Here is a 15,010-nt window from a genome sequence, read left to right as displayed (position 1 = left end):
TGTCCGATCTCACCAGAAAAGTTCTCCGATAGCGCCACGCCAGGTGGCATGAAAACACCGCCGGACATTGTAGGAGTGAGCCTGCTCGCGATGGCGGCGAGTCAGCTAACAGTTACTTTGACTGACACACCGCTATCGCGAGCAGGCTCGCTCCTACAGGGATCTGCGGTGTTTTTTCAGGCGGGGTAACCGGTAATTTTGCGGATGCTCTGGTACAACGGCTTGAGCTGTCGATACATGCGCAGGTAGACCTCTTTGTACAGTCGCTCATAGATCTGCTGCGCCTCGGGTTGCGGCATGAATACCGCACCGACCCGCGTCATGGCGGCCATCGCCGTGGGGAAATCCGCATGCAGCCCCAGGCCCACCGCGCAGCAAATGGCCGCGCCCAGGCCGGACGCTTCGTAGACATGCGGACGCTCGGCCGGCAAGCCGAAAATGTTCGCCGTGAGTTGCATCGCGGCATCACTCTGCGAACCTCCGCCGGCGACGCGCAAGCGCTTGATCGAGACCTTCGAGCGCTTCTCGATTTTCTCCATGCCCTGACGCAAGGCATACGCCAGACCTTCGAGGATCGCCCGGTAAATGTGCGCGCGGGTATGCACGTCGCCGAAGCCGATCATCGCGCCCTTGGCTTCCACGCCCGGCTCGCGGATGCCGGGCGACCAGTAGGGTTGCAGCATCAACCCCATGGAGCCCGGCGGCACCGCGTCGACCAGCGCATCGAAGAGTTGCTCGGGCTCCACGCCCTGGGCTTTGGCCTGCTGCATTTCCCGCAGGCCGAACTCGTTCTTGAACCAGCTGACCATCCAGTAGCCGCGATAAATCATCACCTCACAGTTGTATTGATCCGGCACCGCCGACGGGTAAGGCGGAATCAACGGGACGATTTCCAGGTAGCGCGACCGGGTGCTGGTGATCGTCGCCGTGGTGCCGTAGGAAAGGCACACGGTGCCTGCGTCGACGACACCGGAACCCACGACTTCGCAGGCCTTGTCGGCACCCGCGGCGATCAGCGGCAGCCCCTCGGGAATGCCGGTGTGGCGGCTGGCCTCGGCGCTGATGTAGCCCAGGGTTTCACCGGGCTTGTGCAGGCTCGGCAGTTGCTCGGGACGCACCGCCAGCGCCTGCCATTTCCAGTCGCTGGGTGCGGCCCAGCGCAAGCGTTTGAAGTCGAACGGCAGGTAACCGACGCAACAGCCCACCGAATCGACAAAGCGCCCGCAAAGGCGATGGGTGAGAAAGCCCGAAAGCAGCAGAAATTTGTCGGTCGCCGCCCAGACGTCAGGCTGATTGCGGGCGATCCAGTTGGCCTCGGCCTGGGCGCGAAAGTAGTCCACCGTGGCTTGCGCGCCGACCAGTTTGAACAGCCAGCCCCACGGTCCCTTGATGCCGCCTTTGACTTCGGCCTGACGTTGATCGAGCCACAGGATCGCCGGGCGCAGCGCCTTACCCTGGGCATCGACGTTGATCACGGTGCCGCGCTGGGTGGTCAGGGATACACCGGCAATCTGTGAACGATCGATGCCGGTTTGTTGCCACAACAATTGGCAGGCCTCACCCAGTTTTGCCCAGTAATATTCCGGGTCCTGCTCGGCCCAGCCGGGTTGAGTCGAATAATAGGCCTGCAACTCGACCTTGCCTTTGCCCAGCAGATTGCCCTGCAGGTCGAAGAGCAGCGCGCGCACGCTCTGGGTGCCGTTGTCGATGGCCAACAGGTAACGCTTGTTCGGGTGGTTATCCATGGAGCTCTCTTCAATGGGCATCAATGCGCGGCATCCGGCAAACCATGATGGCGTTGCCACAACGCCCGATAACGCTGTAATTCCTGCTGCCAATGCTCATCGTCCCAGCCCAGTCGCGGCTGGCAGAGTTGGCGAATGGCAGCGAAATATTCCTCGCCACCGCACGGCAGCAACAGGCCCAGGCGGGTTCGGCGCAGCAGCAGGTCATCCAGGTGCAGGACCATTTCCCCATCGCAGGCAACGGCCAGCTCCGCCCACAAGGTGTCTGTGCCGCCGACGGTGTCGTGGCTCAGTTCGGTGATCAGTTGCGCCAGCCTCGGCAGGTCACGGCCATGCCGTCCGGCCAGTCGTCGCCACTGGCTGACGCTGAGCCCAGGGATCGCCAGCGGCGGCACGACAGCAAACACCGGCGCGGCGTCATCAACGAATGGACGGTCGAGCATGCTCGCGCAGGCCTTGAGCACTTCGATGGCCTGCGGGCGAAAGGTGGTCAGCTTGCCGCCGGCCAGGGTCACGCAACCAGGTTCCTGCCACAGCACATGCTCACGGGTTTCATTCGACGGCTTGAGTTCCCCCGCTGCGCTGCCCACCACAGGGCGCACGCCCGACCAGGTCGACAGCACATCGGCTGCGACCACCTCGGCCTGGGGGAACTGTTGGCTACAGGCCGCCAGCAGATAGTCGAGCTCCTCGAGGCTGATGCTCGCGCTCTGGTCCAGATCGCCGTGATGATCAAGGTCCGTGGTGCCGACCACCGTGGCACCCTCCCAAGGGAAAACGAACACCGGTCGACGGTCGCGCTCGTGCAGGAAGGTGAAGGCTTGCGCCACTGGCAGACGCCAGCCCGGCAACAACAGATGACTGCCACGCAACGGGCGCAACTGGCGAGGGGCGTCGGGCAGGCGCAAGCGCTCGGCCCACGCGCCGGTGGCCACGGCGAGCACACCACAACGCAATGTCAGTAATCGGCCCCCCTCGCAGTCTTCGACCTGAACCCCGCAAACGCGCCCCTCTTCACGCAGCAATTGCTGTACGCGCACGCCGTTGAGCGCCACGGCGCCGTCGGCCCGGGCCTCGCCCAATACGCGCATCACCAGACGGGCATCATCGGTCAGCGCATCGACAAAACAGGTGCCGCCCAGCAGGTCATCTTCCTTCACCCCGGGTGCCAGATAACGCAGTTGTTGCGCGTCATGGAAGTGATGGCTGCGCCGCCCGGCCAATGCGTCATAGATGGACAGCAAACCACCCAGCACCCGCGGTCCGGGAAAACCGCCACGGTAATGCGGCATCATGAAACTCATCGGCTCCACCAGCCCCGGCGCTTCGTCGAGCAGGCGCTGGCGTTCGCGGACCGAATCGCGGGTCAGGCGCCACTGACCCTTGGCGATGTAACGCAAGCCGCCATGGACCATTTTCGAGGAGCGGCTGGAGGTGCCCCAGGCGAAATCGCGCTGTTCCAGCAGCAGGCAACGCCAGCCACGGCGCGCGGCTTCGCGCAGGATGCCGGCGCCGCTGATGCCGCCGCCGATGACGATCAGGTCCCAGGTTTCATCCGCCAGCGTCGGCAGCACCCGCTGGCGCCACGCCGCGTTCCAGTCCAGGCTCATGGCCGTTACTCCTGCAACAGCGTGCCAGGGTTCAGTCGCCCGGCCGGATCAAAATGCCGACTCAGTGCCTGCAGGGTGTCCATCGCCAGCGCGCCCTTCTCACGCCGCAGGTACGGCGCGTGATCCTTACCCACGCCATGCTGGTGACTGATGGTGCCGTGGTTGTCGACGATGGTCTGGCTGGCCGCCTGCTTGAGTGCCTGCCAGCGCGCCAGGGTGGCGGGGTAGTCCGCCGCCGGGCGAAACACATAGGTGGTGTAGATGCTCGACCCTTCGCCGTAGACATGGGACAGGTGGGTGAAGACATGCACCCGCTCGCCTTCGGCAGCCAAGGCGTCGCGCAGGCTGTTTTCGATCAGCGTGAGCAGGTTATCGACGTTGCTCCAGTCAGTGGCCGTTTCCAGGGTGTCCACCACGTAACCGGCGTTCCACAGGTTTTCGCGCAGGTAGGGAAAACGAAAACGGTTCTGCGCCCACTTCTTGCCGAGCAAGGTGCCGGTAAATACCCCGCCGAACGCCTTGAGGTGCTGCCGGGCCTGACGCAGGGACAGCGCATTTTGCCGACGATTGCCGGTCACGCCGAACGTCAGCAGGCATTTGCCCTCACCGGCGCCGCGCAGGGCCAGGTACTTTTCCAGCCAGGCGATCTGCTGCGGGTGACCGGCCAACGCCAGCTGGGTTTCGGTTTCCACCGCGTTGGACAGGCGCAGCATCGACAGCGGCACTCGCGCCTGGGCCAACTGGCGGATGGCTTGCAGCGCCTTGGGCCAATCGGGCAGAAACACCCCATAGAAACGTTCATCGGCGGGCAGTGCGCTGACCCGCACCTTCACCTCGGAAATGATCCCGAAACGGCCCTCACAGCCCAACACCACTTCGCGCAGATCAGGCCCGGCCGCCGAGGCCGGAAAGGAGGCGATTTCCAAAGGTCCGGCAAAGGTTTCCAGGGTGCCGCCGGCGAACAGTTGCTCGATCCGCCCATAGCGCAGCGACTGCTGGCCACTGGAACGGCTGGCGACCCAACCGCCCAGGGTCGACAGCTCCCACGACTGCGGGAAATGCCCCAGGGTGTAACCCCGGGCGCGCAGCTGACTTTCCACCTGCGGTCCACTGATGCCGGGGCCGAAGGTGGCCAGCAGGCTCTCTTCGTCGAGGTCCAGCAGGCGATTCATGCGGGCCAGGGAAACCGTCACCACCGGCCGCGCGGAACTCGGCGGATTGATGTGACCGGCCACCGAGGTGCCGCCGCCATAAGGAATCAGGCACAGGTCCTGTTCATGGGCGAGCAGCAGTAACCGGCGAATCTGTTCAGCGCTCACGGGATAGGCCACGGCGTCGGGATAATTTCCCAGCGCGCCCTCACGCAACGCCAGCCAGTCCGGCAGGCTCTGGCCGCGAGCATGCAGCAAGCGATCATGGGCATCCACGCTGTACAAGAAGTGTTGCTGCAACCGCGACGGGGGTACGCGGGCCAATGCCGTCTCAAGCGTCGCATCGGGCAGCGCTCGACCGTCACCCACCCGCCGGGCGAGAAAACTCGCGCCCTGGGCCGGCAGTTCGACCACCGTGGTTGCATCTCCCCAGCCGTTCCAGCGTCGCATGCGTGTGTCCTTTTGCGGTTCTGATCAGTGATATTTCAGGCCCCCATACTAGTCAGCCGTCCGAAAGTGTCACGGTCGCATCCGGCCAGTTCGAGTAGCCAATTGAGTCAAACGTCGCGCAGGCGTCAGCCATTTACTTTAGCCGTGGTTTCAAATTACCTTTCAGTGCATTCATCCGCGCACGCGGGCCTTGATCAAAGGAATACGGTCATGCAATCCCTGGGCTTCACTTCAGTTCCGCCGCTGCTCAAATACCTGCGACATGCCGAACAACTGGGCATGGCCATCGAGCCTGCGTTGGCGGCTGCCGGGTTGCAGGCACAGCAGTTGAGTGACAACAGCCTGCGGTTGCCGGGTGAAGCCCATGAACGGCTGCTCGATTATTTCTGCGAACACTCGGGCGATGCGTTGTTCGGTCTCAACGCCGCGCGTTTTGTGTTGCCCAACTCCTGGAGCGTGCTGGGCTACATCACCATGAACTGCGCGACACTGGGCGACGCCATGAGCCGCATCATGCCGTTCGAGAAGCTGGTGGGAGACATGGGCGTCAGCCGCGCCGAGGTACAAGGCAGCGAGGTGCACCTGATCTGGACATGCCGCCATCAGCGCCCGCGAATTCGCCGGCACCTGGTGGAAAACGTGCTCGGTTCCTGGCTGCAATACGCGCGCTGGATCGCCGACACGCAAATGTCGCCGGCCGCCGTCTGGCTGGAACATGCCTGCCCGGCCGACACGACGCTGGCACAGTACGAGCAGTTCTTCGACTGTCCGGTACGGTTCGACCAGCCTTACTCGGCGCTGATTGTCCCGTTGCCGTATTTGCAGCTGCCATTGCGCCAGGCCGATGCGCAATTGCTGCGCACACTGGAAGAACATGCCCAGGGATTGATGGCCACACTGGAGGACGCGTCGCTGCAACAGCGAGTCAAAAGCATCCTGCGAAAGTTGCTCAAGGAAGGTCTGCCACGCAAGGAGCAGGTGGCCGAGCATCTCGCGGTGTCAGTGCGCACGCTGCAACGCCAACTGCATCTGGCCGGTACGTCGTACCAACAGATCCTCGATGACCTGCGCCAGGAACTGGCCGAGCATTACCTGCTCAACAGCACCTTGCCGATTCAGGACATCGCCCAGTACCTGGGTTTCACCGAACCCCGCTCGTTTCACCGCACGTTCAAAAGCCGGCGCGGGATGCCGCCCGGCGAGTTTCGCCAAACCCACCGGGTGCCGAACGAAGGCTGAAGGCTCAGAGACTGATCGCGTTGGTAAACACCAACCGATTGCCGAACGGGTCGGCGATGGTCATATCCTGACTGCCCCAAGGCATGGCCTGAATCTGTGGATGGGAAAACCTGTATTCCTTGGCCAACAGTTGCTGCTGAAACTTCTCCAGCTCATCCGTCTCGATCCGCAGCGCGGAACCCGGTGTGCTGTCGCCATGGTGTTCGGACAGGTGCAGCACACATTCGCCACGGGAGATTTGCAGGTACAGCGGAAAATTCGCTTCGAATCGATGCTGCCAGTCGATCTTGAAACCGAGGAAGTCGACGTAGAACTCCACTGCCTTGGCTTCGTCGAAAATACGCAGGATCGGAGTGGTTTTGCCGAAGCTCATCGAGTTGCTCCCAGACGGTGAAAGACCTGTAGGAGCGAGCCTGCTTGCGATGGTCGTTAACGATAACGCGTTTTGACTGGCTAAACGCGGCGCCTTTGACTCCATCGCGAGCAGGCTCGCTCCTACATGATTGAACAACAATGGTAGTCGGATTTGATATCAGTCCTTCGGCGCGGAAACGCCATTCTTTAGTTTCAAAGTGCCATCACTGTGACGCAGTCCTCGAAACTCACTGAAAACCCGTGCGCAAATCCCCTTCCCGGGCCAGGAACCGCCCCTCCCTGCGCCCGCTGGCCTGGCCATCGCGGTAGCTCAACACACCGTTGATCCATACCCCCTCGATGCCTTGCGCCGCCCGCTGCGGGTCGTTGAAATCGGCGACATCCCGGATGGTCGCCGGATCGAACAACACCAAGTCGGCCCAATGGCCTTCGCGTATTTCACCGCGCTCCTTCAAACCGAAACGTGCCGCCGACAACCCGGTCATTTTGTGCACGGCGGTGTGCAGCGGGAACAGTCCTACGTCACGGCTGAAATGTCCGAGCACCCGGGGGAATGCGCCCCACAAGCGTGGGTGCGGAAACGGGTCTTCCGGCAAGCCGTCGGAGCCGACCATCGACAGCGGATGCGCGAGGATTCTGCGGACATCCACCTCATCCATTCCGTAGTACACCGCACCGGCCGGTTGCAGTTGGCGAGCGGCCTCCAGCAGCGACACATTCCATTCGGCGGCAATGTCCATCAAGTCGAGGCCACCCATTTCCGGGTGCGGGGTCGACCAGGTGATAGTGATGCGATGGGCGTCAGTAACCTGCTTCAAATCCAGCGTCGATGAACTCGCTGCATACGGATAACAGTCGCAACCCACCGGGTGGGTTTTCGCCGCTTCTTCGAGGGACGCCAGCAACTGCGGACTACGCCCCCAGTTACCGGCGCCGGCACATTTGAGGTGGGAAATGATCACCGGGCTTTGCGCATGGCGGCCGATCTTGAACGCCTCGTCCATGGCCTCCAGCACCGGCTCGAATTCGCTGCGCAAATGGGTGGTGTAGACCGCCCCGAACGCGGTCAACTCTTCGGTCAGCTGCATCACTTCCTCGGTGGATGCCGAGAAGGCGCTGGCATAGGCAAGGCCGGTGGACAGGCCCAAGGCGCCGGCCTCAAGGCTTTCGCGCAATTGCTCGCGCATCGCGCTGATTTCATCCGCCGTGGCGGTGCGAAACAGGTCGTCCAGATGATTGCTGCGCAACGCCGTGTGGCCGACCAGTGCGGCAACGTTCAGCGTGGTGTTCGCCGCTTCAACCGCCGCGCGGTAGTTGCCGAAGGTCGGATAAACGAACGCCGCGGCCGTGCCCAGCAGGTTCATCGGATCCGGCGGATCGCCGCGCAAGCTCACTGGCGACGCACTGATCCCACAGTTGCCGACGATGACCGTGGTCACGCCCTGGCTGAGCTTGGGCAGCATCTGCGGCTGACGGATCACCACGGTGTCGTCATGGGTGTGCACGTCGATGAAACCCGGCGCCAGCACATGGCCCTGCGCGTCGATTTCTTCGCTGGCACGGGCATCGCGCAAGTCGCCGATACGCTCGATGCGCCCGTTGAGAATGGCCACGTCGGCGGGGTAACCGGGGCTGTTGCTGCCGTCGATGATCAGGGCGTTGCGAATCAGCGTGTCGTACTGCATGTCAGTCTCCCAGCGGCAAGTGATCGTCGCCGCCGCGGTATTCGTCGAGGGCGAGTTTGATCCGCCGCAGACGTTCTTGATTGTCTTCGGGATTGGCCAGGGCCAGCTCGGTGGCGAGCACGTCGATGGCCAGCAGCATGCCGTAGCGCGCTGCCGTGGGTTTGTAGATGAACGAGGTTTCGGCGCTTTGCAGGGGCAGGACGATGTCGGCCAGTTGCGCCAGCGGTGAATCGGCCCGGGTGATGGCCAGAATGTGTGCGCCATAGTTGCGCGCCAGCTCCACCGTTTCGATCAGCTCCGGGGTGATCCCGGTCAGTGAGCAGACAATTACCACGTGTTCAGCGCTGAGGCTGGCGGCGGTGACGCGCATCATCACTGCATCGTGGCACACCGCGATCGGATAGCCGAGGCGCACCAGGCGCACTTGCAGTTCATCGCTGCACAGGGTCGAGCAGCCGCCCATGCCGAAAGCATGAATCATCCGCGCCTTGCCCAGCAGCTTCACCGCATCGGCGAAACGCGACTCATCGAACGCGGCCAGGTGCTGGCGCAAGGTCGACTCGATGTCGCCCACGATCTGCCCGTAGAACGCCGACTGCTCGGGCGTGCCCGTCGGGTCGAGAAACCGGCTGCCGACGCCGCTGGCCTGGGCCAGTTGCAAGCGCAAGTCACGCAGGTCCTTACAGCCGACCGTACGGGCGAACCGCGACAACGTGGCACTGCTGACCTCTGCTCGCAGCGCCAGTTCATCGAGGCTGGCGGAGGCGGCAAATCCTACGTCGTCGAGCATCAAGCGGGCGATGCGTCCTTCACCGGCGCTGAAGGAGTCCTGACGGGCGCGGATCTGGTAGAGGATGTCCATGCAAGTGGCTCCGGCTAAATCAGGTAAGAAAGGCCAACGGTCAGGCCGAAGGCGACGACCGAGATCAACGTCTCGAGCACGGTCCAGGTCTTGAAGGTTTGGGTAACGGTCATGTTGAAGTATTCCTTGATCAACCAGAAACCGCCGTCATTGACGTGGGAAAAGATAACCGACCCGGCGCCAGTCGCCAGCACCAGCAGTTCCGGATGGGGATAGCCCAGACCAATGGCCACTGGCGCGACCACGCCTGAAGCGGTGGTCATGGCCACAGTGGCAGAACCGGTGGCGATGCGCATCAGCGCGGCAAACAGCCAGCCCATCAACAGCGGCGACAAATGAAATTCGTGGGCCAGGCCGACGATCTGGTCGGTGACGCCGGCGTCCACCAGAATCCGGTTCAAGCCACCACCGGCGCCCACCAGCAGCGTGATGCTCGCGGTCGGCGCCAGGCATTCGTTGGTGAACTTGAGGATCGATTCGCGGTTGAAGCCCTGGGCCAGGCCGAGGGTCCAGAAACTCAACAATGTCGCCAGCAACAGCGCGATCACCGAGTTGCCGATGAACAGCAGGAACTGGTTGAAACCTGTGCCCGGCGTGGAAATCAGATTGGCCCAGCCGCCGATCAGCATCAGCACCACCGGCAACAGGATGGTTGCCATGGTGATGCCGAACCCCGGCAGGCTGTCGCGCGGTTCACGCTCAAGAAACTGTCGTTCCAGCGGGTTTTCCGCCGGCAACTGAATGCGCGGCACGATGAATTTGGCGTACAGGGGACCGGCGATGATCGCGGTCGGAATGCCGATCAGGATCGCGTACATCAACGTCTGCCCCACCGACGCCTGATACACCTGCACCGCCAGCATCGCCGCCGGGTGCGGCGGCACCAGCGCATGCACCACCGAAAGCCCGGCGACCATCGGCAAGCCGACCATCAGGATCGATACGCCAACCCGCCGCGCCACGGTAAAGGCAATCGGCACCAGCAAGACGAAACCGACTTCGAAGAACAGCGGCAACCCCACCAGAAACGCGATGGTTACCATCGCCCAATGCGCGTTCTTCTCGCCAAAGCGATCGATCAAGGTCCGCGCCACCTGCTCGGCGCCGCCGGACTCGGCCATCATCTTGCCGAGCATGGTGCCCAGCGCCACCACCAGCGCGATATGCCCCAGGGTCTTGCCGACTCCGGCCTCGTACGCCCCCACCACACCCGACGGCGGCATGCCCGCCACCAGCGCCAGGCCGATGGAGATCAGGGTGATGACAATGAACGGGTTGAGCCGGTAACGGGCGATCAGAACGATCAGCGCGATGATGGCAACGGCGGCATACACCAGCAGCCAATAGCCGAAGGACAGGGTCATGCGGTACTCCTCGAGAGGGTCACGTCGAAATACTTGTGAAACTCTTAAAACATTTCGAGGCGTGATTATCAAACGAGGTGAAAATAATTTTCGCACAGGGACAAGGAGTGTCGCGCAGAGATATGGTCGGTCGCAGATTTTGAAAATCGAACGGTGGAGTTTTCATTGTCCGGCTGCATACCGGGGTACCGTGACCCCACCTCCATCGAGCGAAAGGGAGGTGGGGGGATGCTCAAAAGCTCAGGGTTTATAGCCGAGAACCTTGCCAACTCCAGGAGCTCCGTTGGTGTTGGCTGATAAAATAATTCGATAGTCGGCTTGAGTTCGCATACACACTGAATTTCTGAGTAGGGCAGAGTTCTCCTCAATTAAACCGTTCTGTCCGAAGCCGCGATCAATGGCGCCGTTTGCATGGTATCGGACCATGTAGAGACGTTTGGGCCCGCCGACGCAAAGGATCTTGCCATCTGTCTGCAGGTGAGCGTTGAACCATCCACTGCCCAGCTCCTCCGAGAATGAGGTCAATACCGGGTTGCCATTATTGAACTCGGGATACCCTTCGCCGTTACTGTCGAAACCCACCAGCATTGCCCAGCTTCTTTTGCCAATGATCTGGTTTCCAATGATCTGGCCAATGCCGACGACCTTATCTTCGATTGTGGCGAGCAGTGTGTGAAAAATCACCGTGTCGGCATCGGATCTCAGAAGTGAGAAACCTGGAATGCCAGACTTGCCAAACGTTACATCCAGTACACCCGCGGCAGAGTAACGAGCGACATATCCTTCGGTTTCGGATTCAGACCGTTGCGCCCCGCCGGCCACAAGAATCTGCCCGTCGCTCTGCACTATCAAGGCATTGGCCAAGGTGCTGATAAAAGCAGAATTCTTGATCTCGAGTTGACCGCTCTGGTTGAAGGTTGTGTCCAGATTGCCCTTACTATCGATTTGTATCAGCAGACCGGTAGAAATATTACCCTTCTTGTAATTGGCGCTGACGAGAACTTTTCCGTCGCGCAACAAATGCAAACTGCAGGAATCTGAGTCCAGCTCGTCAAAATGCGAGTTGTCGATCAGAACATGGCCATTGACGCCAAAGTTTCGGTCAATTGAACCGTCGTATTCAAAGCGCGTGATCACCAGTTTTTTTGGACTACTGTCATCCACCCTGCGTAACCAGCCCAGCATGATGATATGCCCGGACTCCTGAACGGCGATTTTGCCCGCGCCGCATTTATCACTGTTATCCAAGTTGCCGGACGCCAATCCATTGTCGGCGAAAGTCGTGTCGATTTTTCCGTCGGATTTCAGGCGAATCAGGCCATAGAGACCTTTGCTTTCACGGGACAGCGAGGCGCTGATCAGGAGTTTGTCTTCATTCAGAACCACGCAGCCTTCCACATATCGATTCGGGTCCAGCGGGTGAATGTGAAGGAGTCTCGAAAGATTGAACTCACCATTGTCGCCGAAACGCGGGTCACGATAAGCGGATCGGGAAGATGTTCTTGAGTTACTCCCGCTGTCCACGTGCGAGTCGCGTAGTTCGGACAGATCAAATTTTCTTTGGTTATGAGTAATGTGGTTCATATTGGCTACCTTGCCTTTAGTATTGAATGAGTCAGTTTGGAAAAAACATCACTGACAAACGCAAATCACAGAATGCAAAATCAACTGCGCCATCTGTGCATAACTTAATCAAGCACGCTATCAGCCACAGAAGTCTCCTCCGGCACTGACAACAATGTCTACTGTCAAAAATGACAGCTGGCTCAGATAAGAAAAGCGAACTAGCGGCAGAAACTTTAATAACTATTAAAGCTATATAAGCTTTGGGGAGCATCCGGCAGCATTCCTACGCTAAGCGTGGAAAGAATCGGTCAGTCAGTCGTGGTGAACCCGGGCGCGCCTGAGCAACTTCTTGCAACGCTCCGACAAATGCAGCACCCGCAGGTGCTTGCCGGCCTTGCTGTAGCGCTCGCGCAGGGTGTCTAGGGCAGCAATGGCCGAGTAGTCGACAAAGGTCAGGTGCTGGCAATCAAGGGTCACTTGCAGCGGGTCATTGGCCGTATCGAACTGATTGAGAAATGGTGTGGTCGAGGCGAAGAACAGCGTGCCATGCACCCGGTACAACTTGCTGCCGTCGGTTTCCAGATGACTGTCGGCGTATAGCTGCCGGGCCTGCTGCCAGGCGAAATTGAGCGCCGCGATGATGATGCCGCAGAGCACCGCCGTGGCCAGGTCGGTGAACACGGTAATCACCGTCACCGCGATGATTACCAGCACATCGTTGAGCGGCACTTTGTTCAGCACCCGCAACGAGGCCCAGGCGAAGGTCTGTTGCGATACCACGAACATCACCCCCACCAGCGCGGCCAGCGGAATGCGCTCGATCAGCGGCGACAGAAACAGGATGAACAACAGGATCGACACCCCGGCCACCATCCCGGACAAGCGCCCGCGCCCGCCGGAACTGAGGTTGATCACAGTCTGGCCGATCATCGCGCACCCGCCCATGCCACCGAACACACCGGACACCACATTCGCCGCCCCCAGCGCCACGCACTCGCGATCCGGGTAGCCACGGCTCTCGGTGATTTCGTCGGTGAGGTTCAGGGTCAACAGGGTTTCCAGCAACCCGACCAGCGCCATCAGGATCGCGTAGGGCGCGATGATGCGCAGGGTGTCCAGGTTCCACGCAATGTCCGGTAGCGCCAGCGTCGGCAAGCCACCGGCAATGTGCGCCATGTCGCCCAGGGTGCGGGTCGGCAGGCCCAGCAGATAGACCGCCAGGCCCACGCCGAGGATCGCCACCAGCGCCGGCGGCACCGTACGGGTCAGGCGCGGCAGCACATAGACAACGGCCATGGTCACCGCGACCAGGCCAAGCATCATGTACAGCGGCGTACCGCTCAACCAGGCCTCACCGTTCTTGAAGTGCTCCAGTTGCGCCAGCGCAATGATGATCGCCAGGCCGTTGACGAAGCCGAGCATCACCGGATACGGCACCATGCGCACCAGTTTGCCGAGCTTGAGCAGCCCGAACGCCATCATGATCAACCCGCCCAGCAACACCGTGGCCAGCAGATACTGCACGCCGTGTTGCACCACCAGCGCGACGATCACCACGGCCATCGAGCCGGCCGCGCCGGACACCATGCCCGGCCGGCCGCCGAACAGCGCGGTCAGGGTGCAGATGATGAACGCGCCATAGAGCCCCATCAGCGGATTGAGATGGGCCACCAGCGCGAAAGCGATGCACTCGGGCAACAGGGCGAAGGACGTGGTAAGCCCGGCCAGGACATCGGCGCGTAGACGTTTTACTTTCATGGGGAACCGCACACAGGGAGAGACGAAAAAAGTGTGCGGATGTTACGGAATCGGGGGCAGCGCGGCCAGTTAATGGGCTGCTGAAAACGCCATCGCGGGCAAGCCACGCTCCCACAGGTTTTGTGTCGTTCACGAAATGGGCGAACAACACAGTACCTGTGGGAGCGTGGCTTGCCCGCGATGAACGATGACGCGGTCTAAAGCGAACTCACACCATCTCGTCGCGAATCCATTCCTCTACCGACGTGCGCTTCGGTTCCCAGCCCAGCAATTCCCGCGCATGCTTGCCGCGCACCCGGCTGTTGGAGCCCAGGCCATAGTTGGCCATCTCATAGCCCCACTCGGCTTCCGCGTCCTTGAGCGCCCAGTCCTGCGGCTCGCCCAGGTTCAGCGCCTGGGCCATGGCGGTGGTCATGTCGATGAACGACGCTTCACCGCTTTCGACGAAGTAGAACGTGCCCGGTACGTTTTCAGTCAGCGCCAACAGGTACAGCGCCACCACGTCCTCGATGTGCACATTGGACCAGATGTTCTGGCCCGGGCCGACATGACGCACCACTCCGCTTTTGCGTGCCTGTTTGAGCAGGCGTGGCAGCTGCACGCTGTCACGATGGACGCCCAGGCTGTGGCCGTAGATCAGCGTGTTGCAGATCACCGCCGAGTTCACCCCATCCATGGCCGCCGCCAGGATCAGGTTGTCGATGGCCACGCGCGCCGCCTTGTCGACTGTCGGTTTCGGCAGGTTGTCTTCGAAGTAGATGACATCGCTGGATTTACCGCCCGAGGCATCACCGACGATGCTCGAACCGCTGGTGTGCAGGAACACTTTGCCGGAACCGCGCAAGGCATCGAGCAAGGCTTGCACCGCGCCACGATGATCGCTGCTGGCGGCGTTGATCACAGCGTCGGCAGCAAGCGTCTGATCGGCCAACAGGGCACTGTCGTCCAGACTGCCCACCACCGGAGAAATTCCCAGTGCGCGCAGTTCATCGGCTTGTTCGGCACTGCGTACCAGACCGGTGACGCTGTGGCCGGCCTGGACCAGACCCGTGGCGATGGAGCCGCCGATAAAACCGGCAGCGCCGGTAACGAATACGTTCATGGAGAAACTCCCTGCGTGGATAAGTGATGCAAGGAGTATCAAGGAGCGATCACTGCCGAAAAATGCCCTCTGACCCAATTCACTTTTGCGCAGGAATCACGAA

The 15,010-nt window shown here is 61.2% G+C and carries 11 protein-coding genes; 1 reads left to right on the top strand and 10 read right to left on the bottom strand.

All coding sequences use genetic code 11. The features are described 5' to 3' along the window. Window positions 1-176: 176 nt before the first annotated feature. The 3 genes from AC3IX1_RS03685 to AC3IX1_RS03675 are packed head-to-tail and all read right to left on the bottom strand — an operon-like array spanning window position 177 to window position 4,956. A complete protein-coding gene (locus tag AC3IX1_RS03685) occupies window positions 177-1,745 on the bottom strand; it encodes an FGGY-family carbohydrate kinase (protein WP_489387175.1) in 1,569 nt (522 codons plus the stop codon). A gap of 20 nt (window positions 1,746-1,765) precedes the next feature. Next, a complete protein-coding gene (locus AC3IX1_RS03680; RefSeq protein WP_489387174.1) occupies window positions 1,766-3,355 on the bottom strand; it encodes a glycerol-3-phosphate dehydrogenase/oxidase in 1,590 nt (529 codons plus the stop codon). A 5-nt stretch (window positions 3,356-3,360) separates the two neighbouring features. Beyond that, window positions 3,361-4,956, bottom strand: a complete 1,596-nt coding sequence (locus AC3IX1_RS03675) for an FAD-binding oxidoreductase (RefSeq protein ID WP_489387173.1) — start codon at window positions 4,954-4,956, stop codon at window positions 3,361-3,363. Window positions 4,957-5,166: 210 nt separating this feature from the next. Here AC3IX1_RS03675 and gliR point away from each other — a divergent pair, with 210 nt between their 5' ends. Further along, on the top strand, window positions 5,167-6,195 hold the full coding sequence (gene gliR, locus AC3IX1_RS03670; protein WP_489387172.1) for an AraC family transcriptional regulator GliR: 1,029 nt from the start codon (window positions 5,167-5,169) through the stop codon (window positions 6,193-6,195). Between the two features lie 4 nt (window positions 6,196-6,199). Here the strand turns inward: gliR and AC3IX1_RS03665 are convergent, their stop codons facing one another. From AC3IX1_RS03665 to AC3IX1_RS03635, 7 genes are all read right to left on the bottom strand, one after another. Continuing rightward, window positions 6,200-6,568, bottom strand: a complete 369-nt coding sequence (locus tag AC3IX1_RS03665) for a glyoxalase superfamily protein (protein WP_007994548.1) — start codon at window positions 6,566-6,568, stop codon at window positions 6,200-6,202. A gap of 229 nt (window positions 6,569-6,797) precedes the next feature. Further along, complete coding sequence (locus AC3IX1_RS03660; protein ID WP_489387171.1) at window positions 6,798-8,255, bottom strand: N-acyl-D-amino-acid deacylase family protein; 1,458 nt, start codon at window positions 8,253-8,255, stop codon at window positions 6,798-6,800. Between the two features lies 1 nt (window position 8,256). Continuing rightward, window positions 8,257-9,117 carry a MurR/RpiR family transcriptional regulator gene (locus AC3IX1_RS03655; RefSeq protein ID WP_489387170.1) on the bottom strand — a complete coding sequence of 287 codons (861 nt, stop codon included), beginning with the start codon at window positions 9,115-9,117 and terminating at the stop codon, window positions 8,257-8,259. A 14-nt stretch (window positions 9,118-9,131) separates the two neighbouring features. Then, window positions 9,132-10,481, bottom strand: coding sequence for a GntT/GntP/DsdX family permease (locus AC3IX1_RS03650; RefSeq protein WP_489387169.1), 1,350 nt, complete (start codon window positions 10,479-10,481; stop codon window positions 9,132-9,134). Between the two features lie 240 nt (window positions 10,482-10,721). Beyond that, window positions 10,722-12,065, bottom strand: a complete 1,344-nt coding sequence (locus tag AC3IX1_RS03645; protein ID WP_489387168.1) for a hypothetical protein — start codon at window positions 12,063-12,065, stop codon at window positions 10,722-10,724. Between the two features lie 294 nt (window positions 12,066-12,359). Then, the gene (locus AC3IX1_RS03640) at window positions 12,360-13,805 is read right to left on the bottom strand and encodes a SulP family inorganic anion transporter (RefSeq protein WP_489387167.1); all 1,446 of its coding nucleotides are present in this window, start codon (window positions 13,803-13,805) and stop codon (window positions 12,360-12,362) included. A gap of 208 nt (window positions 13,806-14,013) precedes the next feature. After that, on the bottom strand, window positions 14,014-14,907 hold the full coding sequence (locus tag AC3IX1_RS03635; protein WP_489387166.1) for an NAD-dependent epimerase/dehydratase family protein: 894 nt from the start codon (window positions 14,905-14,907) through the stop codon (window positions 14,014-14,016). Window positions 14,908-15,010 lie beyond the last annotated feature (103 nt).

This window comes from Pseudomonas sp. KH_046_2 (assembly GCF_057838985.1).
The sequence above is the reverse complement of the archived record's forward strand: the minus strand, read 5'-3'. Positions and strand labels throughout refer to the sequence as shown.

Excerpts from the sequence above, each read along its gene's own strand:
- AC3IX1_RS03685 (WP_489387175.1), bottom strand. The coding sequence starts at position 1,745 with ATGGATAACCACCCGAACAAGCGTTACCTGTTGGCCATCGACAACGGC.
- AC3IX1_RS03680 (WP_489387174.1), bottom strand. The coding sequence starts at position 3,355 with ATGAGCCTGGACTGGAACGCGGCGTGGCGCCAGCGGGTGCTGCCGACG.
- AC3IX1_RS03675 (WP_489387173.1), bottom strand. The coding sequence starts at position 4,956 with ATGCGACGCTGGAACGGCTGGGGAGATGCAACCACGGTGGTCGAACTG.
- gliR (WP_489387172.1), top strand. The coding sequence starts at position 5,167 with ATGCAATCCCTGGGCTTCACTTCAGTTCCGCCGCTGCTCAAATACCTG.
- AC3IX1_RS03665 (WP_007994548.1), bottom strand. The coding sequence starts at position 6,568 with ATGAGCTTCGGCAAAACCACTCCGATCCTGCGTATTTTCGACGAAGCC.
- AC3IX1_RS03660 (WP_489387171.1), bottom strand. The coding sequence starts at position 8,255 with ATGCAGTACGACACGCTGATTCGCAACGCCCTGATCATCGACGGCAGC.
- AC3IX1_RS03655 (WP_489387170.1), bottom strand. The coding sequence starts at position 9,117 with ATGGACATCCTCTACCAGATCCGCGCCCGTCAGGACTCCTTCAGCGCC.
- AC3IX1_RS03650 (WP_489387169.1), bottom strand. The coding sequence starts at position 10,481 with ATGACCCTGTCCTTCGGCTATTGGCTGCTGGTGTATGCCGCCGTTGCC.
- AC3IX1_RS03645 (WP_489387168.1), bottom strand. The coding sequence starts at position 12,065 with ATGAACCACATTACTCATAACCAAAGAAAATTTGATCTGTCCGAACTA.
- AC3IX1_RS03640 (WP_489387167.1), bottom strand. The coding sequence starts at position 13,805 with ATGAAAGTAAAACGTCTACGCGCCGATGTCCTGGCCGGGCTTACCACG.
- AC3IX1_RS03635 (WP_489387166.1), bottom strand. The coding sequence starts at position 14,907 with ATGAACGTATTCGTTACCGGCGCTGCCGGTTTTATCGGCGGCTCCATC.